The organism is Streptomyces sp. MH60 (assembly GCF_002939385.1).
GTDB lineage: Bacteria > Actinomycetota > Actinomycetes > Streptomycetales > Streptomycetaceae > Streptomyces.
In genome coordinates this window covers 93603-118334 of sequence record NZ_MULI01000007.1, presented here as the reverse complement: position 1 = coordinate 118334, position 24732 = coordinate 93603, and the positions used below count along the sequence as shown (strand labels likewise).

Below are 24732 nucleotides of genomic sequence, written 5' to 3'. Positions count from 1 at the left end.
TCCCCGGCTCGCCGTCACATGCCCCATCGCAGACCCGGGGTGCTGACCGGCGCGTCCCACAGTCCGAGCAGCTCCTCGTCGATCTCGCACAGGGTGACCGAGGCGCCGGCCATGTCGAGGGAGGTGACGTAGTTGCCGACGAGGGTGCGGGCGACGGCCACACCGCGTTCGCCGAGCACCCGCTGCACCTCGGCGTTGAAGCCGTACAGCTCCAGCAGCGGCGTCGCGCCCATGCCGTTGACCAGGACCAGGACGGGGTTGCGCGGGCCGAGGTCGGTCAGCACCGCGTCCACGGCCGCCTCGGCGATCTCGCCCGAGGTCATCATCGGGCGGCGCTCCCGGCCGGGCTCCCCGTGGATGCCGATGCCCAGTTCCAGCTCACCGGCGGGGAGGTCGAAGGTGGGGCTGCCCTTGGCCGGCGTGGTGACGGCGCTGAGCGCCACTCCGAAACTGCGGGAGCTGTCGTTGACCCGGCGGGCGATCGCCTCCACCTGCTCCAGCGGCCGGCCCTCCCGCGCCGCGGCCCCCGCGATCTTCTCGACGAACAGTGTCGCCCCGGTGCCGCGCCGGCCCGCGGTGTAGAGGCTGTCCGTGACCGCCACGTCGTCGTTGACCAGCACCTTCGCGACCCGGATGCCCTCGTCCTCGGCCAGTTCGGCGGCCATGTCGAAGTTGAGCACGTCGCCGGTGTAGTTCTTGACGACGAAGAGCACCCCGGCCCCGCTGTCCACGGCCGCCGCGGCCCGCACCATCTGGTCCGGCACCGGCGAGGTGAACACCTCACCCGGACAGGCGGCCGACAGCATCCCCGGGCCCACGAACCCGCCGTGCAGCGGCTCGTGCCCGGAACCGCCTCCGGACACCAGGGCGACCTGTCCGGACACCGGGGCGTCCCGCCGCACGATCACCCTGTTCTCGACGTCCACGGCCAACTCGGGATGGGCGGCAGCCATACCGCGCAACGCGTCCGCGACGACGGTCTCGGGTACGTTGATGAGCATCCTCAAGGGTCTCTCCTAGGCAGATTGGCGGACGGGCCGGTGACCCGTGTTTGACCTCGGTGACATACCGTCAGGTCTTCGCGGCAAGTCGACTGCAGACCGACAGGAGTCCTCCAGGGGCAGTATCGACCTTGCGCCCGCGAAGGTCACGCGAGGCGACGTCCGCGGAGGCCAGGGAGTACCGGTCTGGCAGACACGACCAGAACACAGGCTCCCGCCGTACGCCGGCCCCCGCCCCCGGGGCTGCCGTCCAGCGTCACAAACGTGCGCACCCCGCCCCACCGAAATTTCAGGACGCAACGGTGATAAAACGGGCGAATGCCCAAGGGGATGAGTGGCGTATCAGCGGCACCGCGTAAGCCATGGCCGCAGAGCGTTGCGGCGCAGGTCTTCGTTCTGCAGTTGCTGGTCATGCTGCTCCTCGCCGTGCTGAGCGACGTCACCCTGGTGTACGAAACGCGGAGCCAGACGGTGCGTGGAGCGCGACACCAAGCGCTCGCGGTGGCGGCGGGCTTCGCCAGTTCCCCCGGCGTCGCGGCAGCCGTGAACGGCACGAACCCGACGGCTGTGCTGCAGCCGCTGGCCGAAGAGGCTCGACGGACCTCGGGCGTGGACTTCATCGCCGCCCTGAATCGGCACGGTGTCCGCTACACCGACGCCCGGCCTGATCTGATCGGCAAGCGTGCGAGCGGAAACTTCGGCCGGGCGCTCGCCGGCGAGTCCTACACCGAACTGTTCAGGGGAGAGCCGACGGACGCCGTTCGCGCGGTCGTGCCGGTCACTGGCACGGACGGGACCGTCGTGGGCATCGTGACGGCCGGCCTGGAGATCAGCACGGTGAGCAGCACCTTCTACCGGCAACTTCCGCTGCTGGCAGCCGGTGCCGCAGGATCCCTGGCGTTGGCCACCGGCGCGGCGTGGCTGGTGAGCCGGCGGTTGCGCCGGCAGACGCACGGGCTCGGACCGACCGAGGTGACGCGCATGTACGAGCACCATGACGCGGTGCTGCATGCGGCACGCGAAGGGGTCCTGGTGATCGGGACAGACGGCCGGTTGTCGCTGGTCAATGACGAGGCGCGCAGGCTGTTGCACCTGCCTGCGGATGCGGAGCACCGGCCGCTGCGCGACCTCGGCCTGCCCGTCTCGATGGTGCGGCTCCTGACGTCCGACCGGAGTGTGGACGACGCCGTTCAGCCGGTAGGCGGCCGCCTGCTCGCCGTCAACGTGCGACGGACCGGCCGCGGCGGCCACGGCCCGGCCGGAGGCGTCGCCACCCTGCGTGACACCACCGAGCTGCGCTCCCTCGCCGGGCGAGCGGAAGTGGCACACGAACGCCTGGAACTGCTGTACCGGGCGAGCACGGAGATCGGCAGCACCCTGGACGTGGCGCGTACCGCCGAAGAGCTCGCGGACCTCGTCGTCCCCCAGTTCGCAGACGTGGTCACCGTCGATCTCTTCGACGCGGTGCTGCGCGGAGACGAACCCGTACCGGGCGTGACGTCGTCAGTGCGGCGCGTAGCGCTGCGCGGAGCGGTCGACGCCTGGCCCTTCCACGAGGCGAGCAGCAGTCTGGAGTACGGGCCGGCCGCGCAGCAGCGTCGGGCCATCGACGGTGAGGACGCCCTCCTGGTACCCGATCTGACACGGTCGCAGGACTGGCGCGTACCGGATCCGGAAGGCGCGCGGCATGTTCTGCGACTGGGCTTCCACTCGCTCCTCGCGGTGCCCCTGCGTGCCCGGGGGGTCGTACTGGGACTCGTCATGTTCTGGCGCGGGAGCCAACCTCCGTTCCAGCCGGACGACGTGTCGCCCGCGGAGGAACTGACGGCCCGCGCGGCGGTGTGCATCGACAACGCGCGCCGCTACACACGGGAGCACGCCACCGCGGTCTCCCTCCAGCGCAGCCTGCTGCCGCCGGACCTGCCCCGGCAAGACGCCCTGGAAGTGGCCCACCACTACCTGCCGGCCCGAGCAGGCGTCGGCGGGGACTGGTTCGACGTCATCCCCCTTTCGGGCGCCCGGGTCGCTCTGGTGGTGGGCGACGTGGTCGGGCACGGACTCCAGGCCGCCGCCACCATGGGCAGACTGAGAACCGCGGTCCTCACCTTCTCGGCCCTCGATCTGCCTCCGGAAGACCTCCTCTTCCACCTGGACCAGCTCGTCACGCGCTTGGACGCCGCATACCGGGCAGGCGGCGAAGACCACACCGTCACCGGCGCGACCCTCGTGTACGCGGTCTACGACCCGACCAGCGGTCGGTGTGTTCTCGCCGGCGCCGGACACCCACCGCCCGCGCTGGTCCTGCCCGACGGCTCGGTCGAGTTCGTCGACGTGCCGGCCAATCTGCCGCTCGGCCTGGGGAGCGTTCCGTTTCAGACCACCGACATCGGCGTTCCGCCCGGAAGCCGCCTCGTTCTCTACACCGACGGGCTTGTGGAGTGTCGGGGCAGGACCATCGACGCCGGACTGGAGTTGCTGCGGTCGGTACTCACCGACACGGAACCAGGCTGTGAGAGCACGTGCCGTACCGTCATCGAGACGATGGTGCCGACCGGATCGCACGACGACGTCGCCCTGCTCGTGGCCGGCGCCCGCCGCCTCCCGGCCGAGCACATCGCTCAATGGGACGTTCCCGCCGACTTCGAGGCAGTCGGAGCTGTCCGGGCCCAGTGCATGCGACAACTGGAAGAGTGGGGGCTCGACACGGGTTTCACCACGGAACTCATCCTCAGCGAACTGATCACGAACGCCGTACGGTACGGCGCGCCGCCGATCACCGTCCGGCTGCTTCGGCACCGGGTCCTGATCTGCGAGGTGTACGACGCGAGCAGCACCGCGCCGCGCGTGATCCAGGCAGCCGACTTCGACGAGGGCGGGCGTGGCCTGTTCCTCGTGGCCCAGCTCGCCGATCGGTGGGGTGTGCGCTATTCGGGACACGGCAAAGTCATCTGGGCCGAACAGTCACTTGCTCAGGACCACGGCATGACCCGCTGAGGATCAGCTCTCAGACGTGCAGTTCGGGGGGAAAGCCCGTCCAGCGCAGCTCGGCGGGCAGGTGCCGCATGTCGTTGGAGAGGAGGACGGAGGCCGCTCGGCCGGGCGCGTACCGGATGACGGTGAGCGCCGCGTTGCCGTGGTTGAGGCCGAGCCACCGCCACTTCGGCGCGTGCAGGGCGTCGCGGACGAGCCAGGCGATGAGGAAGTTGTGGGTGACGACCAGTTCGTGCCGGTCCTGAGCGCCGTCCGTCACCGCCCCCGTGAAACGACGCAGCGCCTGACGGGCGAGCTCGGGTCCGCGCCTGCGTTCCTCGTCCGTGGCACCGGCGAGGAAGTCGAGGTAGAAGTCCGCCGACTCGGCCGGGAGTTCGCCGCGTTCCGGGATGTGGGGCACGTAGTCGCCGGCGCTCTCCGCGACGCGCGGGGTGACACCCTCCAGTTCGTCCGTGATCAGGCGCGCGGTCTCTTCCGCCCGTGGCAGGGGGCCGTGGTGGACGGCGGTCAGGGGAAGGTCGCGGAGGCGGCGGCCGAGCAGGGTGGCCTGTCGCCGGCCGGCGTCCGTCAGCCCGCTCCCGTCCGGTGCGGCCTCGCCGTGCCGCGCGAGACAGAGGTAGCGGGTGGCCGTGCCGGTCATCTCGAATTCCTCGGGGCGCTGGGGGATCTCGTGCTTCCACGGACGTCGGCTCCGGCGCCCCGGTTCCCTTCACGCCGGGAACGTCGCCAACGACGTACGGTCCCGCGGGCGCGTCAGCGCACGACCTCGGCCCAGACCACCTTGCCGGTGTCCGTCCACCGCACCCCCCACCGGCTGGTGAGCCGGTGCACCACGTGCAGGCCGCGGCCCGCGTCGTCGAGGAGCCCGCCCCGGCCCAGCCGGGGTCGGCCGTTGCCGGTGTCGCCGACCTCGCACAGCAGGCCGGGCCCGGCCCTGATCAGCCGTACCGTGATGGGGCCGCCGGCGAACCGGACCGCGTTGGTGACCAGCTCGCTGACCAGGAGCAGCACACTGTCCCGGGTGCCGTCCCTGATGCGCCACTGCCGCAGCAGCGCGGAGACCAGCGCGCGGGCCCGGGCGGCCGCGTCGTCGCGGGCGGGCAGCCGCCAGGTCGCGGTGTCCCCCTTGCGGTAGCCGATCAGGCGGGCGAGCAGCAGGGTCACGTCGTCGCGCTGGCGCGCCGGCATCACCTCGGAGACCACCCGCCGCGCCGCCTGCTGCAGCGTGTCCCAGGGGTGCACCGCGGCCACGGCCTCCGCCAGCCTGCCGATGCCCTCGTCGATCGGCACGGCCGGGTCCTCGACCAGGCCGTCGGTGTAGAGGGCGAGCAGGGAGCCCGGGGGTGCGACGAACGTGTGCACGCCGAACGGCTCCCGCAGCGCGAACTCGGCGCCCAGGCCGGGGTGCGGGTGGACCGGCAGCGGACCGGCGCGTCCGTCCGGCGACACCAGGATCGGAGGCAGGTGGCCCGCGCTGGACAGCGCCACCCGCTGGCTGACGGGGTCGTAGACGGCGATGCAGCAGGTCGAGCCCAGGGCGCTGTAACCGGCCGCCAGTCCGGACTCCGAGTCGTCCAGCAGCGTCACGGTCTCGTCCAGGTGCTCCAGCACCTCGTCGGGCGCCAGGCCGGCGGACAGCAGCGCGCGGGCCTCCATGCTCAGCTGGCCCATGGTCGCCGCGGCCCCCAGGCCGTGCCCGACGACATCGCCGACGACCAGCGCGGTACGGCCGTCCGGCAGCGGAAAGCTGTTCACCCAGTCACCGCCGACGCCCGCGCTGTCGGGAGTGGTGGGCTGGTAGACGCTGGCGGTCTGGACGGTCTTGCCGCCGGAGCGCGGCAGCAGCCGCCGTTGCAGGGCCAGCACCTGGGTGTGCTCGCGCTGGTGCTGGCGGGCCAGGTCCACGTGGTGGGAGGTCCTGGCCACCAGTTCCTGGAGGTCGAACAGCTCGCTGTCGGCGAAGGGGCGGTCCGCCCGCCGCCAGACCTCCACCACGCCCAGTACGACGGGCGGATCGCCCTCCAGGACCAGCGGCACGCACGCCACCCCCGCCGACCGGTCCCCGGGGACCAGGGCACGCACCAGCCGCGGGCTGCCGAGCACCCGCTCGATCGCCTCGCGGTCGGGCAGGACGATGGACTGCGGGGCGTCGGCGCGCCGTATCGCCTGCGACAGCAGGCGGCTCGCGTCGCTGGGAAGATCCTCGCCGAGGGTCACATAGCCCTCGGGCCACGCCCGGTCCGGCACCAGGGCCGCCCGGCGCAGCCGGATGCGGCCCTGTGCCCGCTCGGTGACTCCCTCGCCCGTCCACACGGCGAAGTCGAGATCGACGGCCGCCACGTCCCCCCACGCCAGCAGGGACTCCGCCAGCGACTGCGCCGTCTCGCCGATGTCCAGCGACGTGCCGATCGCGGTCTCGGCGGCGTACAGGTGCAGCCTCCTGGCCATGGCGATCACGGAGACGGTCAGGCCCTCCTGGGGCGCCGCCGCGGGCAGGATGCTCATCGAGACCACCAGCTCCGACCCGTCGCGGCGGCGCAGGCGCTGGACCCGGGCCACATGTGCCTCGCCGGTCTCGAGGACCTGGCGCAACCGCCGGGTGACCGTCGGCACGTCACCCTGGGGCAGGAGATCGACGAACGGGCTCCCGATCACGGCGTCCAGTCCCGCGAAGACGGGGGCTTCGAGATTGCGGTGGGTGACTCTCAGCTCCCGGTCCAGATTGACCGCGCCGAGAATCTGCTCCGGCCGGCCCACTGCCGGGTGATCGTGCTCCGGTTGCTGCCCGGTGGGGTCGTCCTGCGACTCGGCAGGACCGGCCGCCGCCGCTCCGCCACGCGGAATGTACCGTCCCAGAGCACTGCTGACCAGGTCGAACGGCGACGAGGACGACGGGGAGGGTGTGGAGTCCATGCGGCTCCCTCAGCTCGCTCGCCAACCCCGGCACACTGCCGGGGCCGTACTCGAACCCGTGCGGAGGGGCCCCCGAGGATCCCGACCGCACACCCCATTCAATAACACCGGCGGACGCTTCGCCCACACCAGCGGACCGCGCGACGACCACGGAAGGTGACCGCGGGGCCTAGAGCCACTCCCCTTCCAGGGCGGTGGCCGTGAGGCCGGGGGCGGCCGCGTAGAGGACGGCACGGCTGCCCGCCTTCTGCCCGGCGTCGTGCGCCCGGCGCAGGATGTCGAACACGGCGGCGCCCCCGCGGTTGCCGCTGGTGTAGCTGTCCCGGCTGTACTCCAGGAGCCCCGACGGCCACGCGTCGGGCATCGTCTGCTCCATGTACTCCAGCACCCGGGTCCCGCCGGGGTGCGCGAGCAGGACGTCGGGGTGCCAGGACGCGGGGTCGTCCTCGTAGCGGACGCGGAGCCACTCCCACATCGCGGTGACCGTCTCCTGCACCGCTCGCGGCCCGCGCCGGTCCATCACGAAGTGGGTGCCGTCCGCCCGCGTCTCCAGGCGGTGCAGGTCCTGTGTGCCCGGCAGGGTGTGGTGCCAGGCGGCGTCCAGGCGGAGCACCGACTCGGGCCTCGGGCGGCCGGTGACCACCGCGGCGACCGCGGTGTCCGCGAACAGCAGCCGGACGATCAGGGACTCCAGGGTGTCGTCCGCGGGCTGGTAGGTCGTACTCAGCGCCTCGGAGATCACCACCAGGACCACCCGGTCGGGGTCCGCCGCCACCAGGTCCGCCGCCAGTGCCAGGGAACGGGTCCCGGCCACGCAGGCCCACTGGGTGGCCGGCAGCAGCGTGGCGTCGCCGCGCAGCGGCAGCCGGTTGGCCAGGGCCACGTCCAGACCGGGCAGCGCCGGGGTGGTGGAGTTGCTGGTGATCAGGCAGTCGACGTCCGCGGCGTCCAGCCCGGCGATCTGCAGGGCCCCGCGCGCCGCACGTTCCCCGTAGGACTGGACGGCCTCCCAGGCCGGGGCGGTGCGTTCCTGGACGGTCTGCGGCGCGGGTACCGCCCCGAGGGCGGCGATCACGCGGTCCGCGTCCTGCTCGGTGAACCCGTCGCGGGCCAGCGCCGCCCGGGCGGCCCCGAGGTCGGCGGTTCCCAGGGCGCCGCCGTTGCCGGGCGCGACGGCGGCCTCCAGCGGAAGCATCCAGCCGCGGGTCTCGATGCCCGTGCTGGCCGCTATGCCGTCGATCCGCGGCGCCCACGCCGCGTCCGGGTGCCGGTCGCGCACTTCCGCCACGATCTCGCTGGTCTTCACGGAGTGCTCGCCGTGTATCACGGCGGGAGCGCACAGGTAAGCGGCCACGATCGGCACCTTTCTACGGGGTCTGCGGTGAGCGGGGGGCGCAGGTGGATAAGGGGAACGGCGGGGGAGGAGGGGGCTGCGTCACGAGCGCTGTGGCATGGCTCACTTGACTGCGACGCGACCAAGTCGACGGCGGTGCGCGCGACTTCGCGCGGTACCTCTCCCGTCGAGCATGGCTGCGAAAAGGGCATTTCCGCAGTGACCCACGCAACTTGGGCGGGCGTGGGATGCGTGAGACGGCGCACACGCCGAAGGCCGCCCGTGCGGCGGACGGTCGTGCCCGGTGCTACCGGCCGGGCCGGTGAAGTGCCGTGATGCCGGCCAGGACGAGGGCGATCCCGGAGAGGAACTGCTCGCGGTCGTCATGACCGCGTACCTGGTCCGCCACGGCCCGGGTGAACGGGTACTCGTCCGGGTCGAGCCTTTCCCATGCCGTCGACACGGTGTCCAGGAACTCGTCCCGGTCCACGTCGTGCCCCGACGGGCCGGCGCTCGCGGAGTTCGCCGCGTTCTGGCCGGCGGCGCCGAGGATGTAGTGCATCAGCGCCGAGGACGCCGTGAACCAGTCGGTCTCGGGGACGCCCATCGCCCGGACCTGGCGGCCGAGGCTCTCGAAGATCCGCGGCGCCACCGTCCCCCAGGGGGTGCGGGAGAGCTGCGTCGCGAGCTGCGTGGCCAGCCACGGGTGTGCTTCGGTCGCGTCGAACAGGCCGAGCGCGACGGCGCGGACCGCGTCCTCGGGCGAGTCGGCGGTGCCGGCGGGGTCGACGGTCACGGCGGCGGCGACGACCGCGTCCGTGGCGGCGGCGAGCAGTTCGGCCTTGCCCGTGATGTGCCAGTAGATCGCCCCGGGTCCGGTCGAGAGGCGCTCGGCCAGCGCGCGGAAGGTGAGGCCGCGCTCGCCCACGGTGTCGAGGAGTTCGACGGCGGCCCCGACGATGCGCTCCCGCGAGAGGGGTTCCTGCCGCCGTTCCGGACGACGCGACCTGGTTGCCATGCCCCACATCCTAGACCGTCTGGAACGCCGTTCCAGCTTGACAGGCAATGGAACGTCGTTCCACTCTGGACTCGCTGGAACGCCGTTCCAGTCCGGTCCGACTCCTCGGCTCCCCGGCCCCCCCGGGGACCGTGATCAGGAGGTATGCAGCATGACCACGCACGTCACGATCGTCGGCGCCGGACTCGGCGGCCTCACGCTCGCCCGCGTTCTGCACGTCCACGGAATCCCGGCCACCGTCCACGAGGCCGAGACCTCCCCGACGGCCCGCGCCCAGGGCGGGATGCTCGACATCCACGACGACAACGGCCAGCCCGCCCTGCGGACCGCGGGGCTGTTCGAGGAGTTCCGCGGTCTCGTCCTGGAGGGCCGTCAGGCGAGCCGGGCCCTCGCCCCGGACGGGACGGTCCTGTACGAGGAGGGCGACGACGGCACGGGCGGCCGCCCCGAGGTGATGCGCGGCGAACTGCGGCGCATGCTGCTCGACTCACTCCCGGCCGGCACCGTCCGCTGGGGCCACAAGGTCCGTGCCGCCCGCCCCCTCGGCGACGGCCGCCACGAGGTGGCGTTCGCCGACGGCACCTGTGTCGTCACGAGCCTGCTGGTCGGCGCGGACGGCGCGTGGTCCCGGGTGCGACCGCTGCTGTCCGACGCCGCACCCGAGTACGTCGGCATGTCGTTCGTCGAGACCTACCTGTTCGACGCCGACGTCAGGCACCCGGCCACCGCGAAGGCGGTCGGCGACGGTGCGATGTTCGCCCTCGCACCCGGGAAGGCGATCCAGGCCCACCGGGAGAGCGGCGGGACCCTGCACGCCTATGTGGCCCTGCGTAAGCCGCGGGAGTGGTTCGACGGCGTCGATCTCGCCGGGGCGGCGGGCGCGGCGCGGGTGGCGCGGGAGTTCGCCGGATGGGCACCGGAGCTGACCGCGCTGATCACCGACGCCGACGCCGCACCGGTCCTGCGTCCGCTCCACACCCTTCCCGCCGCGCACCGGTGGGAACGGGTGCCGGGAGTGACCCTGCTCGGTGACGCGGCCCATCTCATGCCCCCGTCCGGCGAAGGCGCCAACCTGGCCATGTACGACGGCGCCGAACTCGGCAGGGCGCTGGCCGCGCACCCCGGTGACGCGGAGGCCGCGCTCGCCGCGTACGAACGGGACCTGTTCCCGCGCGGTGCGGCGGAGGCCGCCGACGCGTCCCGGCTGCACGCGCTGATGTACGGCGACGACGCACCGTACGCCCTGATCGACATGTTCGCCGGATCGGAGTAGCCGGGGGGCGCGGCGGTACCGGGCGGCTGACCACCGCCCGGTACCGGTCGGGTCGGACTCAGGCGGACGTCGGCGTGTCCGTGGGCAGCGTCCGGGTGGCCCGTCCGCCGTCGTCACCCCGCCGTGGGCGGAGGCGGGAGGCCAGACTCCAGCGGCCCGGACCGACGGCGGCGACCAGGAGGAAGGACCAGCAGAACATGGCCGCCGACTCCCCACCGTTCTGGATGGGGAAGAGCCCGTCCGGCTGGTGCTCCACGAAGTAGGCGTACGCCATGGACCCGGAGCACAGGATGGCCGCGGTGCGGGTGGCGAGGCCGCACATAACCAGTGTGCCGCCGACGAGTTGCACCACGGCGGCCCACCAGCCGGGCCATGCGGCGAAGCCGGGCGCTGCTCCGTGCGGTCCGCCCAGGACGTCGAACAGGGTGGCCGCTCCGTGGCAGGCGAACAGCAGGCCTACGACGATGCGGAACAGTGCGATCACGTGCTCCCTGCGTTTTTCCAGCGCTTCCAACGGTGGTGCTCCTCTCTTGCGCAGCGGCCGCGGGTCGGGACCGGGCGGCCGGTGGGGATGGTGCGCAGCACGGGGGCTGGGTCCGAGGGCGTCCCGAGGGAGGGGGAGACGCACGACCCATTCGACCTTTAACCATCGCGGGCACGCTTGTCTAGACCAATAGCGCAACGAGTTGCGCGCCGGGGTCGCCGCGCCAAATGGGCGCTGCCTCTTGGTGGTTGATGTTGCACAGGCCCTTGACCGGACCGGCTTCGCCGCTATGGTCTAGACCTGAATTCGACGGCCACGGCGCACAGCCCGCCCCGGACGTGAGCCACCAGGTGAACTTCGGCGGCTTCACCGGCCGTCAGAAGGTACTGGCCGTCTGGAACGTGGCGGACACCGGAAACGCCTTCTACTCCTGCATCGACGTCAACATCGGCGGCAGCGGTGGGGGCGACGGCGACGGCGAGGGCGACCCGGGAGCCTGTGACGGGCCGGCGTGGAACGCCGGCAGCGTCTACAGCGGCGGCGACACCGTCTCCCACGGCGGACACGACTGGCGCGCCAAGTGGTGGGTGACCGGCGAGGAACCCGGCACCACCGGCGAATGGGGCGTCTGGGAGGACCTCGGAGCTTGCGCGGCCGCCTGACCGCGCGGGCGCCGGCGCGCACCGACCGCGGCGCGCGCCGCTCCCCGCCGCCCCCGTCGGCCCCCGGCGCTCGCCGGTGACGAACAGGTCCCCTTTTCCGGAAAGCCGGTAAAATAATTGAAACGCGGAAAGGGGGCCGTGATGGATCCGTGGCTGATCTGGCTGATCGTTTCGGCGGTCCTGATCGTGGCGGAGATCTTCACCCTGACCGCCGCGCTCGGAATGCTGGGAGTGGCCGCACTGATCACGTCCGCATCCGCGGCGGCCGGCCTTTCCACGCCTTTGCAATTCCTCGTGTTCACGGTCGTCTCCGCGGTCACCCTTCTCTTCCTCCGCCCCGTTGCGCTGCGCCACCTCGTCCAGCCCCAGACCCAGCGGTTCGGAGTGGACGCCCTGATCGGCCAGGCCGCCTACGTCGTCTCCGACGTGACCGGAAGGGACGGCCGGGTCCGCATCGGCGGAGAGGAATGGACGGCCCGTTCCTACGACGAGACGCTGGTGATTCCCCGGGGTGCGACCGTCGACGTCCTGGAGATCAGCGGCACCACCGCATTCGTCTATCCCCGGGAGTGACCATGGAAGCCACGGCTTTCCTCATCGCCGGTGTGATCGTCGCGCTTCTCGCCGTCTTCACCGTGGTGCGGGCGGTGCGCATCGTGCCGCAGGCCCGCGCCCGCAACGTCGAACGACTCGGCCGCTATCACCGCACGCTGAAGCCCGGACTCAGCGTGGTCATCCCGTACATCGACCGCGTCTATCCGGTGATCGACCTTCGCGAACAGGTGGTCTCCTTCAAGCCTCAGCCGGTCATCACCGAGGACAACCTGGTCGTCGAGATCGACACCGTGCTGTATTTCCAGGTCACGGACCCGCGCGCGGCCTTCTACGAGATCGCCAACTTCCTCCAGGCGGTCGAGCAGCTCACCGTCACCACCCTGCGCAACGTCGTGGGCTCCATGGACCTGGAGAAGACCCTCACCTCGCGCGACACCATCAACAGCCAATTGCGCGGGGTGCTCGACGAGGCCACCGGAAAATGGGGGCTGCGGGTGAACCGGGTGGAGATCAAGGCGATCGACCCGCCGCAGTCCATCAAGGACGCCATGCAGAAGCAGATGCGGGCCGAGCGGGACAAGCGGGCCGCGATCCTCGGCGCGGAGGGCCAGCGCCAGTCGCAGATCCTCACCGCCGAGGGCGACAAGCAGGCCGCTGTCCTGCGCGCCGAGGGCAACCGCACCGCCGAGATCCTCAAGGCGGAGGGGCAGTCCCGGGCCATCGACGAGGTCTTCCAGGCCGTGCACCGCAACGACCCCGACCCCAAGCTCCTCGCCTACCAGTACCTCCAGGTGCTGCCCCAGCTGGCGCAGGGCTCGGGCAGCACGTTCTGGGTCATCCCCAGCGAGGTCACCTCCGCGCTCCAGGGAGTGTCCCGCGCCTTCACCGAAGCGCTGCCGCAGTCGCCGGCCACCCGGGAGAACCCGTCGACGGACGAGGGAGCCGCCCAGGCGGCCAACGACACGGCGCAGGCCGCGGAGGCCGCCGCCCAGGCACTCGCCGACGCGGCCAGGGCCAACGGCGTGCCCACCGAGGGGATGCGGCCCGCCCCGGTGACCGAGGACCGCTGAGCCCCCATCCGTCGTGAGCGGCAGGGTACGGGGCGCCGTAAGGTGGAGGTACAGGCATGCGGAAGCTCTCACGAGCGTGGGTGTGGGCGTCATGAACGGTCAGACGCAGAAGACGACAACGACGCGGACCGCCACACGGCAGGTCGACGCGATGTACGAGGACACCTGCCCGGTCTGCGGCCACCGTGTCCCCGCCGAGATCCACCGGCACAAGACGCTGGGGATCTACGTACCGGCCTGGGGCCCCGGCACCTGCCGCAACCCGGACTGCGGAAAGCCCGACGGCGACACCGTCAGCCGAGCGCCGGGCCGGTGACGGCACGGCCCTCGGCGTCGTAGGGCCAGACGTTGGTGCGGCAGCCGTGCAGGCCCTTGATCTGCTGCATCATCACGGGCGCCGGACGCCCCGCCCCGGGGCAGCTCTCGTGGCCGTGGCCGAGGAAGTGCCCCACCTCGTGGTTGATGATCAGCGCCCGGTACGACGTCACGTCGTCCGCGTAGTACTGCGTGGCCAGCAGCCACCGTTTGAGATTGACCATGACGTCCTGGCCCACGTTGCAGTTGACCTCGCCACCGGTGTCCAGGCCGTACCGACCGCATATGTCGTCCACCGTCCCCGCCGTGGCGAGCCGTACCCGGAAGTCGGACGCGCCCCCGGACACCCGGCGGAACCCGACCTTCCCGTCGGCCGTCCAGCCCCGCTCGTCGGCCAGGACGCGCTCCACCTCGGCCGCGACGTCCTGCGCCGGGATCCCGATGCCGTCCTCGACCTGCACCACGTACGTCAGCGTCCGCTCGCTCCCGCCGACCCGGTCACCGCCGCCGCCCGCGGTGGCGAAGGTCCCGGGTCCGGACGCCGGAATCGAGTCGGGATCCGGCTTCTCCTCCTTCCCCTTCTCGTCCCCCTCCTCCTCCCTTTCCTTCTGCCTCTCCTTCTCCTTCTCCTTCGCCGGCGCGGCCGTGGGCCCGTCCTTCGGCGCCTCCTCCGTCCCGCCGGCCGTGGGCGACTCGGGCGCCCGGGTCGCCGCACCGGCCGTGTCGGTGGAGCCGCCGGAGGGCTCCGTGGCCCCCTTGAAGGCCAGACCACCGGCGAGCACCAGGACGGCCCCGGCCGCGAGCCCCGGCCACAGCAGGCGGGGGCGGTTACGGCCTCGGCGGCGGGAGCGGCTGCCGCCTCGGCGGCGGCCCGTGGCGGAGGACGGCGGGGGAGTCGGTCGACGGCGCTCGTTCATGATCACAAAGGGTGCCCGGAGCGTGTGATCGTCCGTGGACGGCTTTTGGACCGCTGTGTAACAGCCGTCACCCGCGCGTGGTCTCCCCTCCGTACGCACGCATACTGAGCTGCATGCCACGGGTCCTGATCATCGAAGACGACCGCGCCGTCCGGGACGGCGTGCGACTGGCCCTGCGCCGACAGGGGCACGAGGTCGCCGCGGCCGCGACCGGCGAGGACGGACTGGAGCAGCTCCGGTCGTTCCGTCCCGACGCGGTGGTCCTCGACCTGATGCTGCCGGGCATGTCCGGCCTGGAGGTGTGCCGTCGCATACGCGCCCACGACCAGGTGCCGATCATCATGGCCACCGCCCGCGGCGACGACACCGACATCGTCGTCGGACTGGAGTCCGGAGCCGACGACTACGTGGTCAAACCGGTCCGCGCCCGCGTACTGGACGCACGTATACGCGCCGTGCTGCGCCGCGTGGGCGGCACGGCGGACGACCAGGGCCCCGCGTGCACCGAACACCACGGCGACCTGGTCATCGACCGGGCCGGACTGACCGTCACCCACCAGGGACGGCCCGTCGCACTCGGCCCCTCCGAACTGCGGCTGCTGCTCACCCTGTCCGCCTCGGCCGGGCAGGTGTTCAGCCGCCAGCAGCTCCTGGAGGCCGTGTGGGAGCACAACTACCACGGGGACGCGCGGCTCGTGGACGCCTGCGTCAAGCGACTGCGAGCCAAGATCGGTGAACCGCCGGGCAGCCCGCGTTACGTCCACACCGTGCGCGGCTTCGGCTACCGGTTCGGGCCCCGGTGAGAGTTCCCCGGGTGCTGCGGGCGCTGATGGGGCTGCGCCTGCGGCTGGTGGTGACCTTCACCCTCGTCGCGGTCGTGGCCACGGTGACGACCGGCGCGCTGACCTTCCGTGAGGCGCGGACCGGGATCCTGCAGCAGAGCCAGGACACGGTGATCGAGGAGTTCCGGCACCGCGTCAACGCGCTGGTCCCCAACTACCGGTTCCCGCCCGACGCGGCCGGCCTGGAGTCGTTCGCCGGCGACGTGTCCAGGGGCGGGCGGTCACAGCCGTGGCGGGTGCTGGTCGCCTACCGGGAGGCGAGCGCGACGTCCGTCCCCGGGGACGCCTTCGGGGAACTGTCCCCGGCCATGCGCGAGTCGGTGCGCTCCCGCCGGGCCACCGTGTTCCAGCGGGTCTCGCACGACGGCCACTCCTCGCTGGTCGTCGGCATGCCCGTCACCTTCGCCGGCCAGTACACCACCGAGCAGCGCGCCTCCGGCCTCGAGGTCTACCTCACGGTGCCGCAGCAGGAGGAGCAGGGGTACGTCGACGCCCTGGTCACCGCCATCGAACGCGCCACCGTACCGGCCCTGGCCCTGGCTGTCCTGATCGCCCTCCTGGCCGCCCGCGGCGTGCTGCGTCCGGTGCGGGCGCTGCGCCGGGCGACCCGGAGCATCGCCGAGGGGCGGCTGGACACCCGGCTCGCGGTGCACGGCTCCGACGAACTCGCCGATCTCTCCCGCACCTTCAACGAGACCGCCGCGGCACTGGAGGGCTCGGTGGCGGAACTGCGGCGCATGGAGGCCGGCGCCCGCCGCTTCGCCGCGGACGTCTCCCACGAACTGCGCACCCCGCTGGCGGCGATGTCGGCGGTCACGGACGTGCTGGACGAGGACGCGGCCGGACTCGACGAGGACACCGCGACGGCCGTACGCCTGATCAGCGCGGAGACCACCAAGCTGGCCGCGCTGGTGGACGACCTGATGGAGATCTCCCGGTTCGACGCGGGCGCGGCCGCCCTGCATCTGGACGAGATCGATCTCGCCGAGTCCCTGCGCCGCACCCTCGCCTCCCGCGGCTGGCAGGACACCGTGGAGACCGGACTGCCGGAACCGGGCGCGCTGCGCGGCCGCGTCGACCCGCGCCGCCTCGACGTGATCGTGGCGAACCTCGTCGCCAACGCCCTGCGGCACGGCGCGCCCCCGGTCCGCCTGGACCTCCACGCCCAGGACGACCCGCACGCCGGAAGGCAGGCCGTCGTCACGGTCCGCGACGGCGGGGACGGCATACCCGAGAGCGTCCTGCCCCATGTCTTCGACCGCTTCTACAAGTCGGCCGACGCCCGCGCCCGGAGCGAGGGCAGCGGCCTCGGCCTGTCCATCACCACGGAGAACGTACGCCTGCACGGCGGTACCGTCCGGGCGGCCAACCACCCCGAGGGCGGCGCCGTCTTCACGGTCGTCCTGCCGGTGCCCCCGGACGCCACGGAGGACCCGACGCCGCCCCCGGTGAAGGAGGACCGCACATGAACCCGTCCGCGCGCGCCGTCCCGCTGCTGCTCGCGGCGCTGCTGCCGCTCTCCGGGTGCGGCATCCCCGAGACCGGAGTGGTCGAGGCGGGCGAACCCGCGACCGGCGTCCTGGACCCGGGCGCCACCTCCGTGCCGTCGCAGTCCGCGCCCGAGGCGGTGCCCCTGGTCAAGGTCCCGCTCTACTTCGTCGAGGGCGGGTCCCTGGTCGCGGTGGACCGCACGGTGCCGGGCTCGACCGACCTCGGCAGCACCCTGCTCATGCTGTTCAAGGGCCCCGACGACAAGGAGCGCAGGAGTGGGCTGACCACCGAACTGCCGCCCGCCGCCGAGGCGCCCACCATCCGCACCGACGGCACCGGCGTCAGCGTCCGGCTGCCGCGGAGCGCCGGGAGCCTCAGCGGCACCGCCGTCGACCAACTGGCCTGCACCGTCGCCGTCGCCCGGCTGCGCCAGGACCCGGCACTGGGGAGCGCGCAGGTGACCGTGGAGCAGCCCGGCGGCCGACTGGCCGGCCGCTCCAGCGACGACTGTCCGCTCGGCGCGGCCCCTCTCAGGAACGCCCCGGCCCCCGGGACCGGCGCAAGCGGCGGCGCGGCCGTCGGCGGGGGCGGCGGCTGACGGCTCGGGTCGGCTCACAGGCAACCCCAAGGATCTTCCTCCCCTCCTCCAACCGGGGGCGTCAGCAAGGACGTTGCCCCGGTCCGAGGTAGCACCGAGGTGTTGAGGAGCGGATTCTTGATACGTGCCCGAACGATATGGGCCGCCGCGACAGCGGCCCTGACACTGGTGGGCGTCGCGCCCGCCGCGGCCCAGGCCGCACCGGAACCGCCCGGCGGCGCCGCATCCCTGCGGGCGGCACCGGACGGCACCGCCGACCTGCCGCCCGGCTGGCGGATCACCGGCACCGGTAAGGCCAGATCCCTTCAGTGGCGCTCCCCGCGGCCCGTCCGGCCCGGTGACGCACGGGTGGAGTTCCACTCCGGCGGCCGCCTGCTCGGCGTACCCGAACCGGACCGCGACGGCAGGACCTTCCGCCTGCCCCTGGACGAGACCCGGCCGGCCGCACCGCACGGGCTGGCCGACCTCCAGGTCCGCGCCGCCGGCCGCCGGCTGGACCAGGAGCCGGGAGCCGCCGCCCGACAGCGCCGCCCCGCCGAAGCGCCCCCGGCGAAACTCCCGCCCCTGCTCCCCGCCGGCACCGTCGACCCGGGCCGGCCCGGCCGGTTCGCCACGACCACCGGCGAGTACACGCTCGACCCGGTCCGGCTGCCCGGCCTGTCCGCCCCGGTCGAGATGCGCGGCCTGGTCGTCGCGCCGAAGGGCACCACCGGCAAACGCCCCCTCGCGCTCTTCCTGCACGGCCGGCACGCCACCTGCTACGTCCCCGGCCAGGGTGAGGAGGCCGTCACGATCGACTGGCCCTGCGCCGACGGCGCCAAGCCCATCCCCAGCCACCGCGGCTACCTCCAGGACCAGAAACTGCTGGCCTCCCAGGGCTATGTGACCGTCTCGATCTCCGCCAACGGCATCAACGGCCAGGACGGCGACCTGGAGGACGGCGGCGCCCAGGCCCGCTCGTCACTGGTCCGCTCGCACCTGGCCCGCTGGGCCGACTGGGCCGCTGGGGCCTCCGCCGCCCCGGACGCCGTACGCCGGGGCCCGAAGGCCGACCTGTCCCGTGTCCTGCTCGTCGGCCACTCCCGCGGCGGCGAAGGCGTCGACCGGGCGGCGATGGACAGTCTGTACCCGCCGCCCGCGGCCCAGGACGGCCACCGGGGGCGGGCCCGCTGGAACATCCGCGGCACCGTGCTCATCGGCCCCACCGCCTTCGGCCAGAACCCGGTGCCCGACGTGCCGTCCCTGACGATCCTGCCGGGCTGCGACGGCGACGTCTCCGACCTCCAGGGGCAGCTCTACGTCGATGGCACCCGCGGCGTGAGCCGGGGCCGCGCACTGCACAGCGCGGTCCACATCACGGGCGCCAACCACAACTACTTCAACAGCGAATGGACGCCCGGCCAGGCCGCGGCACCCGCCTCCGACGACTTCTGGGCGGACCCCGAGGCACCCGACCCGGTCTGCTCGGTGGGCAGCCCCACCCGGCTCACCGCAGGGCAGCAGCACCGGGCCGGCGCGACCTACATCGCCGCCGCCGCCCGGCTGTTCGTCGCCGGTGACGACCGGGTGCGCGAGCTGGTCGACGGCACCGGCCGCCGCGCCCCCTCGGCCGACCCGGCCCGGGTGCTGACCCACGCGGTCGGCGCCGGACGCGGCGCCGGGTTCCTGCCGGACGGCGGCGTGAAGGTGACCGGCGGCGGACGCCTGTGCTCGGCGGTCGACCCCGACCCCGGTGTCGCCTGCCTCGGCGAGGACGCGCGCGGCTCCTCACCGCACTTCGCGTACTGGCAGCCGGAGCGCGAGACCGGCCGCGGCGCGGTCGCCCTGGACTGGTCCGCGCCCGGCACCGCGACCCGGGTCCGTCCCGGCACCCCCGTCTCCCTGAAGGGTGCCAAGAGCCTCGCCCTGCGCGTCATCGTGCCGCCGGGCAGCACCGGCACCCGGTTCGACGTGGCCGTCACCGACGCCACCGGCCGGCGTGCCACCCTCGGCGCCGTCCGCGCCGACGGACTCCCGGGCAGCGAACGCACCGCGTCCTACTGGGCGCAGGAACTGCGCGTACCGCTCACCGCCGCCACCCGCGCCGGAGTCGACCTGCGCCGCGTCACCGCGCTGGAACTGACACCCCGTTCGCGGGCGGGCAAGGCATGGCTGATGGACGCGTACGCCTGGCAGCCGGGCACGCCCCGGGTGCGCCCGGCCCCGCTGGCCCGCGTCGACGTCGGCCGGACGACGGTCGAGGAGGGCGACTCGGGCGTGCGCACCTACCACGTCCCGGTGCGGGTCTCCGGCAAGGGCACCGGCACGGTCCGGATGTACATGGAAGGCTTCGGCACAGCGGTCGAGGAGCGCCTGGTCACCGTGCGCTCCGGCAAGCCCTTCGTCGACGTGAGCGTGAAGGTGACGGGCAACCAGCGCTACGGCGGCGACGCGAACCACGACCTGTTGGTCAAGGCGGTACACGGCTCGGTCGTCGGCTCCTACGCCGGCGGCGTGACGGTGCGGGAGGACGACCCGATGCCGGAGATCAGCGTGACGCCCGTCGCCGACAAGGTCACCGAGGGGCAGCCGCTGCGCTGGCGGGTCTCGCTCTCGGAGCCCGCCGACACCGACCTGTACACGGTACTGGTACCGGTCCCCGACGACACCCGTCCCGAGCTGTCCACCAAGGACGTCGACCACGACTGGCTCCTCGAGACGGTGGGCGAGGTCCCGGCGGGGGAGGTCCCGCTGTCCCGGCTGGACTACTTCGCGCTCTGGGTCTCCGTCCCGTCCGGTGAGACGGAGACCGAGGTGGCGGTGCCCACCATCGGCGACGAGGTCGCGGAGCCCACGGAGTACATCGGATTCCAGAACACCGACGACGACGGTGAGCCGCAGGGACCGGTGCTGACCGGCACCGTGCTCGACGCCCCGTAACCCGAGCGCGCACGCGGGTGCGGGTCCGGAACCGTCCGGTCCGCACCCGCGTGCGCCAGGTGGCCCATCCGCCGGAAGCCCGGCCCCGGCCTCGGCGTGGTCGTGGGTCTGAGCCCACGGCGCCTGGGTACTCTCCGCCGCATGGCGGTGGACAGAAGGACCGAGTCGCCGCGCCGGACACCGGCCCGGCAGCGGACGAACCGCACACTGGGCCGGGCACTGGTGCGGTGGGCCACGACGACCGATCACAAGGTGATCGGCCATCTCTACCTGGCGACGTCGTTCGGCTTCTTCCTCTTCGGCGGCGTCCTGGCCATGCTGATGCGCAGTGAACTCGCCCGGCCGGGACTGCAGTTGTTCAGCAACGAGCAGTACAACCAGCTGTTCACCGTGCACGGCACCATCATGATGCTGCTGTTCGCGACCCCGCTGTTCGCCGGGTTCACCAACGTCATCATGCCCTTGCAGATCGGCGCCCCCGACCTGGCGTTCCCCCGGCTCAACGCGCTGTCGTACTGGATGTACCTGTTCGGCGGCCTGATGGTGGTGGCGGGGTTCCTGACGCCCGGGGGCGCGGCCTCGTTCGGCTGGTTCGCCTACGCACCGCTGAACAGCGCCACCTTCAGTCCGGGCCCGGGCGGTGACCTGTGGACGATGGGCCTGGTGGTGAGCGGCGTGTCGACCACGCTCAGCGCCGTCAACTTCATCAGCACCATCATCTGCCTGCGCGCCCCCGGCATGACCATGTTCCGGATGCCGATCTTCACCTGGAACATCCTGTTCACGTCGATCCTGGTGCTGCCGGCCTTCCCCGTGCTCACCGCCGCGCTGCTGATGCTGGAGGCCGACCGGAAGTTCGGCGCGCACGTCTTCGACGCGGCCAACGGCGGGGCGCTGTTGTGGCAGCACCTGTTCTGGTTCTTCGGCCATCCCGAGGTGTACATCGTCGCGCTGCCGTTCTTCGGCATCGTCACCGAGATCATCCCGGTCTTCAGCCGCAAGCCGATCTTCGGCTATGTCAGCCTCGTCGGCGCCACCATCGCCATCACGTTTCTCTCCGCGGTGGTGTGGGCCCACCACATGTTCGCCACCAGCGCCGTGCTGCTCCCGTTCTTCTCCCTCATGTCGTTCCTCATCGCCGTGCCGACCGGGGTGAAGTTCTTCAACTGGATCGGCACGATGATGCGCGGCTCGCTCTCCTTCGAGACCCCCATGCTGTGGGCGTGCGGGTTCCTGGTGACGTTCCTGCTCGGCGGCATGAGCGGCGTCCTCATCGCCTCACCGCCCCTGGACTTCCATCTGACGGACTCGTACTTCATCGTCGCCCACCTGCACTACGTGCTGTTCGGCACGGTCGTCTTCGCGATGTTCGCCGGCTTCTACTTCTGGTGGCCGAAGTTCACCGGCAAGCTGCTCGACGAACGCATCGGGAAGATCCACTTCTGGACCCTCTTCGTCGGCTTCCAGACCACCTTCCTCGTCCAGCACTGGCTCGGCGAGCAGGGCATGCCGCGCCGCTACGCCGACTACCTCGCCGCGGACGGCTTCACCACGCTGAACACCATCAGCTCCATCGGCGCCTTCCTTCTCGGGCTGTCCACCCTGCCGTTCCTCTACAACGTGTGGCGCACCCACCAGTACGGCGAGAAGGTCGAGCAGGACGACCCCTGGGGCTACGGCCGTTCCCTCGAATGGGCCACCAGCAGCCCGCCGCCGCGCCACAACTTCACGTCGCTGCCCCGGATCCGCTCCGAGTCCCCGGCGTTCGACCTGCACCACCCCGACGTCACCCGACACGATCAGAGGCATGTGCAGTGAGGACCGAATCCCGTCTGTTCACCGGTGTGGCGGTCTTCTTCGGCTCCGAGGCGGCGCTCTACGGCTGGTGGTCGCGCGAGCCCGCCGGCACGGCCGCGCTCGTCATCGCGTTCCTCATGGCCTCGCTCGTCGCGTTCTTCCTGCGCGTGCAGTACCGCAAGCGCGGTCTGCGGGCGCAGGACCGTGGTGAGGGCGAGGTCGTGGACACCGCGGGTCCGCTCGACTTCTTCCCGCCGCGCAGCGCCTGGCCGATCACGACCGCGCTGGCCGCCGTGGTGCTCGCGCTCGGCATCGTCTTCGGTCTGTGGCTGGCGCTGATCGGCTTCGGCCTGCTCGCCATGGGGGCCAGCGGGCTGGTCTTCCAGTACGCCGACCGGGGCGTTCAGCGCTCCGGCTCGCCCGAGTAGGCGTCCGGTTCCGCCGGTTCCGCCGGTGCCCCCGCCTCCGGTGCCGACCCCCGCTCCGGCTCCGTCTCCCCGACGTCGACCCGGTCGCCGTAGTACCACTCGCTGAGCGTCGCCCGCAGCCGGCCCACGTGCGGGGCGTCGCCCTCCTTCGCGGACGGCGCGAGCGGCGCGGGCAGGCTACGGGCTCGCAGCACGTAACGCTCCTCGGGGTCGAGGGGCCCGTGGCTCTCGGCGTAGCCGCCCGCGAGGGTCTGGTGCACCTCGCCCGTCTCCTCGCCCTCCGTCAGGCGCTCGTGGTCGCGCTCCTGCAGGGCCAGGCAGACCCGCTTGGCCACGACGAAGGCCAGCGGCGGCGCCAGCACCAGGGAGACGCGGAAGATCCAGGTGAGCAGGTTCAGCGAGACGTGGAAGGTGTGGGCGAGGATGTCGTTGCCGCCGGCCAGCAGCAGCACACCGTAGAAGACGATCGCGGCGACGCCCAGTCCGGTGCGTACCGGCTTGTCCCGGGGCCGGTCGCACAGGTGGTGTTCCTCGTGGTCGCCCGTCACCCACCGCTCGAAGAACGGGTAGGCGTACAGCACCGCGAACAGGGCGCCCGGCAGCAGGACCGCCGGCACCAGCACGTTCCACATGACGGTGTGGCCCGCCACCGCCGTCTCGAACGGCGGCATCAGCCGCAGCGAGCCCTCCAGGAAACCGACGTACCAGTCCGGCTGCGAGCCCGTGGAGACGATGTCGGGGCGGTAGGGGCCGTACGTCCAGATCGGGTTGATCTCGGCCACCGCCGCCAGCACCGTCAGGAGACCGAAGACCATGAAGAACAGGCCGGTGGAGTTCGTCATGAACTGCGGGAACAACGGCTTGCCCACCGCGTTGCGGTTGGTGCGCCCGCGGCCCGCCCACTGGGTGTGCTTCAGATAGAACACCAGGATCAGATGGAGCGTGACCAGCGCGACGAGCAGCGCGGGGAGCAGCAGGATGTGCACCGAGTACAGCCGCGGCACGATGTCGTGGCCGGGGTACTCGCCGCCGAACACGAACATGCTGATGTACGTCCCCACCACCGGAATGGACAGCATGATCCCCTGCGCGATGCGCAGACCCGTCCCGGACAGCAGGTCGTCCGGGAGCGAGTAGCCGGCGAAGCCCTCGGCGAGCGCCAGCACGAAGAGCGTGACGCCGATCAGCCAGTTGACCTCACGCGGTCGGCGGAACGCCCCGGTGAAGAAAATCCGCAGCAGATGCACCCCGATGGCCGACAGGAACACCAACGACGACCAGTGGTGCACCTGCCGGATCAGCAGCCCGCCGCGCACGTCGAAACTGATGTCCAGGGTCGAGCGGTACGCCTCCGACATGCTCATGCCCAACAGAGGTTCGTACGAGCCGTCGTAGACGACCTCCGTCATCGAGGGCTTGAAGAACAGCGTCAGCCAGACCCCGGTCAGCAACAGCACGACGAAGCTGTACAGGGCGATCTCGCCCAGCAGGAACGACCAGTGTTCCGGGAAGGCCTTGCGCAGCAACCCCCCGCCCTCGGAGACGGGGAGGCGCCCGTCGGCCCAGTTGACGGTGTGTTCGCCCGCGTGGCGGGCCCGCGCACCGGCGCGGGCCCTTCTCCTCTGCAACAGCACGGCGCATGGGTTCCCCACCGCCGGTGCCGGAAACTACGCTCCGACTGGATACGGTCACCCCTCGGCTTGCCCCGCTCGTCCGGAGTGCCGTGCGACACGGTCAGCGTCCGCCCGGGCCGCCGCTGCCGAACGAGCCGCTGCTGCCCTCGTCCCAGCGGGGCCGCTCCTGGTCGGAAGCGGTACGGCTGCCCTGGTGCCCCATCTCGTGCGGCAGCGTGCGTTCGTCGCTCCGCGGCATCTCGTTCGGCTCCCGACGCTCCCGCTCCTCGTGGACGGGACCGTCGTCGGGCATACGGGGCTGTTCCTCGGGACGCGGGGGCGGCGGCTCCCGGCGCTTCTGCCGGCTGCCGAAGGCGAACGCGCCGATCAGTACGGCCACCACCACCACGGCCGCGACGATCAGCCAGACGGGAAAACCGCCGGAGCCGCTCGCGGCCAGATCCATCCATGCGTTGGTCATGGAGCGCGGGTACCCCCCGGTTCGCGCGACC

The 24732-nt window shown here is 72.1% G+C and carries 20 protein-coding genes and 1 pseudogene; 12 read left to right on the top strand and 9 right to left on the bottom strand.

Annotation, left to right across the window (positions count from 1 at the left end):
* Nucleotides 1-14: 14 nt before the first annotated feature.
* Nucleotides 15-1007 carry a dihydroxyacetone kinase subunit DhaK gene (dhaK, locus tag BZZ08_RS07750; protein WP_104631387.1) on the bottom strand — a complete coding sequence of 331 codons (993 nt, stop codon included), beginning with the start codon at nt 1005-1007 and terminating at the stop codon, nt 15-17.
* 312 nt (nt 1008-1319) lie between these two features.
* Here dhaK and BZZ08_RS07745 point away from each other — a divergent pair, with 312 nt between their 5' ends.
* Nucleotides 1320-3995, top strand: coding sequence for a SpoIIE family protein phosphatase (locus BZZ08_RS07745; protein ID WP_241965403.1), 2676 nt, complete (start codon nt 1320-1322; stop codon nt 3993-3995).
* 10 nt (nt 3996-4005) lie between these two features.
* Here the strand turns inward: BZZ08_RS07745 and BZZ08_RS07740 are convergent, their stop codons facing one another.
* From BZZ08_RS07740 to BZZ08_RS07725, 4 genes are all read right to left on the bottom strand, one after another.
* On the bottom strand, nt 4006-4632 hold the full coding sequence (locus BZZ08_RS07740) for a histidine phosphatase family protein (protein WP_104631385.1): 627 nt from the start codon (nt 4630-4632) through the stop codon (nt 4006-4008).
* 113 nt (nt 4633-4745) lie between these two features.
* Entirely contained in the window at nt 4746-6905 is a 2160-nt protein-coding gene (locus tag BZZ08_RS07735; protein ID WP_198601350.1) for an ATP-binding SpoIIE family protein phosphatase, read from the bottom strand.
* Between the two features lie 169 nt (nt 6906-7074).
* Nucleotides 7075-8259, bottom strand: coding sequence for a polyketide synthase (locus BZZ08_RS07730; protein WP_104631383.1), 1185 nt, complete (start codon nt 8257-8259; stop codon nt 7075-7077).
* Between the two features lie 286 nt (nt 8260-8545).
* Entirely contained in the window at nt 8546-9256 is a 711-nt protein-coding gene (locus tag BZZ08_RS07725) for a TetR/AcrR family transcriptional regulator (RefSeq protein ID WP_104631382.1), read from the bottom strand.
* 151 nt (nt 9257-9407) lie between these two features.
* On the opposite strand from BZZ08_RS07725, the gene BZZ08_RS07720 reads away from it, so the two are divergent.
* The gene (locus tag BZZ08_RS07720) at nt 9408-10529 is read left to right on the top strand and encodes an FAD-dependent oxidoreductase (protein WP_104631381.1); all 1122 of its coding nucleotides are present in this window, start codon (nt 9408-9410) and stop codon (nt 10527-10529) included.
* Nucleotides 10530-10587: 58 nt separating this feature from the next.
* Here the strand turns inward: BZZ08_RS07720 and BZZ08_RS07715 are convergent, their stop codons facing one another.
* Complete coding sequence (locus BZZ08_RS07715) at nt 10588-11043, bottom strand: DoxX family protein (protein WP_104631380.1); 456 nt, start codon at nt 11041-11043, stop codon at nt 10588-10590.
* Between the two features lie 272 nt (nt 11044-11315).
* Here BZZ08_RS07715 and BZZ08_RS07710 point away from each other — a divergent pair.
* The 4 genes and pseudogenes from BZZ08_RS07710 to BZZ08_RS07695 all read left to right on the top strand — a co-directional run.
* Nucleotides 11316-11675, top strand: a pseudogene (locus BZZ08_RS07710) (carbohydrate-binding protein); the annotation flags it as partial.
* 141 nt (nt 11676-11816) lie between these two features.
* Nucleotides 11817-12248, top strand: coding sequence for an NfeD family protein (locus BZZ08_RS07705; protein ID WP_104631379.1), 432 nt, complete (start codon nt 11817-11819; stop codon nt 12246-12248).
* A 2-nt stretch (nt 12249-12250) separates the two neighbouring features.
* Nucleotides 12251-13300: an SPFH domain-containing protein gene (locus tag BZZ08_RS07700; protein ID WP_198601349.1), complete on the top strand. Its 1050-nt coding sequence runs from the start codon at nt 12251-12253 to the stop codon at nt 13298-13300.
* A 91-nt stretch (nt 13301-13391) separates the two neighbouring features.
* The gene (locus BZZ08_RS07695; RefSeq protein ID WP_133169157.1) at nt 13392-13616 is read left to right on the top strand and encodes a hypothetical protein; all 225 of its coding nucleotides are present in this window, start codon (nt 13392-13394) and stop codon (nt 13614-13616) included.
* On the opposite strand, the gene BZZ08_RS07690 is transcribed toward BZZ08_RS07695, so the two are convergent.
* A complete protein-coding gene (locus tag BZZ08_RS07690) occupies nt 13594-14532 on the bottom strand; it encodes a DUF3152 domain-containing protein (protein ID WP_104631444.1) in 939 nt (312 codons plus the stop codon). The genes BZZ08_RS07695 and BZZ08_RS07690 overlap by 23 nt on opposite strands.
* 113 nt (nt 14533-14645) lie before the next feature.
* Here BZZ08_RS07690 and BZZ08_RS07685 point away from each other — a divergent pair, with 113 nt between their 5' ends.
* The 6 genes from BZZ08_RS07685 to ctaF all read left to right on the top strand — a co-directional run bounded on the left by BZZ08_RS07685 (nt 14646) and on the right by ctaF (nt 22607).
* Nucleotides 14646-15335 carry a response regulator transcription factor gene (locus tag BZZ08_RS07685; protein WP_104631376.1) on the top strand — a complete coding sequence of 230 codons (690 nt, stop codon included), beginning with the start codon at nt 14646-14648 and terminating at the stop codon, nt 15333-15335.
* A 26-nt stretch (nt 15336-15361) separates the two neighbouring features.
* Entirely contained in the window at nt 15362-16843 is a 1482-nt protein-coding gene (locus BZZ08_RS07680) for a sensor histidine kinase (RefSeq protein ID WP_198601361.1), read from the top strand.
* On the top strand, nt 16840-17463 hold the full coding sequence (locus tag BZZ08_RS07675) for a hypothetical protein (RefSeq protein ID WP_241965402.1): 624 nt from the start codon (nt 16840-16842) through the stop codon (nt 17461-17463). The genes BZZ08_RS07680 and BZZ08_RS07675 overlap by 4 nt, the downstream gene beginning before the upstream one ends.
* Nucleotides 17464-17580: 117 nt before the next feature.
* Nucleotides 17581-20382, top strand: coding sequence for a hypothetical protein (locus BZZ08_RS07670; protein WP_104631374.1), 2802 nt, complete (start codon nt 17581-17583; stop codon nt 20380-20382).
* Nucleotides 20383-20523: 141 nt separating this feature from the next.
* Nucleotides 20524-22200 (top strand): aa3-type cytochrome oxidase subunit I, encoded by a 1677-nt coding sequence (gene ctaD / locus BZZ08_RS07665; protein ID WP_446750241.1) that lies wholly within the window; start codon nt 20524-20526, stop codon nt 22198-22200.
* A complete protein-coding gene (gene ctaF, locus BZZ08_RS07660; RefSeq protein ID WP_104631372.1) occupies nt 22197-22607 on the top strand; it encodes an aa3-type cytochrome oxidase subunit IV in 411 nt (136 codons plus the stop codon). The genes ctaD and ctaF overlap by 4 nt, the downstream gene beginning before the upstream one ends.
* On the opposite strand, the gene qcrB is transcribed toward ctaF, so the two are convergent.
* Both qcrB and BZZ08_RS07650 read right to left on the bottom strand, forming a co-directional pair.
* Nucleotides 22583-24241: a cytochrome bc1 complex cytochrome b subunit gene (gene qcrB, locus BZZ08_RS07655; RefSeq protein ID WP_104631371.1), complete on the bottom strand. Its 1659-nt coding sequence runs from the start codon at nt 24239-24241 to the stop codon at nt 22583-22585. The two genes, ctaF and qcrB, sit on opposite strands and share 25 nt — an antisense overlap.
* A 100-nt stretch (nt 24242-24341) precedes the next feature.
* Complete coding sequence (locus BZZ08_RS07650; protein WP_104631370.1) at nt 24342-24701, bottom strand: DUF6479 family protein; 360 nt, start codon at nt 24699-24701, stop codon at nt 24342-24344.
* Nucleotides 24702-24732 lie beyond the last annotated feature (31 nt).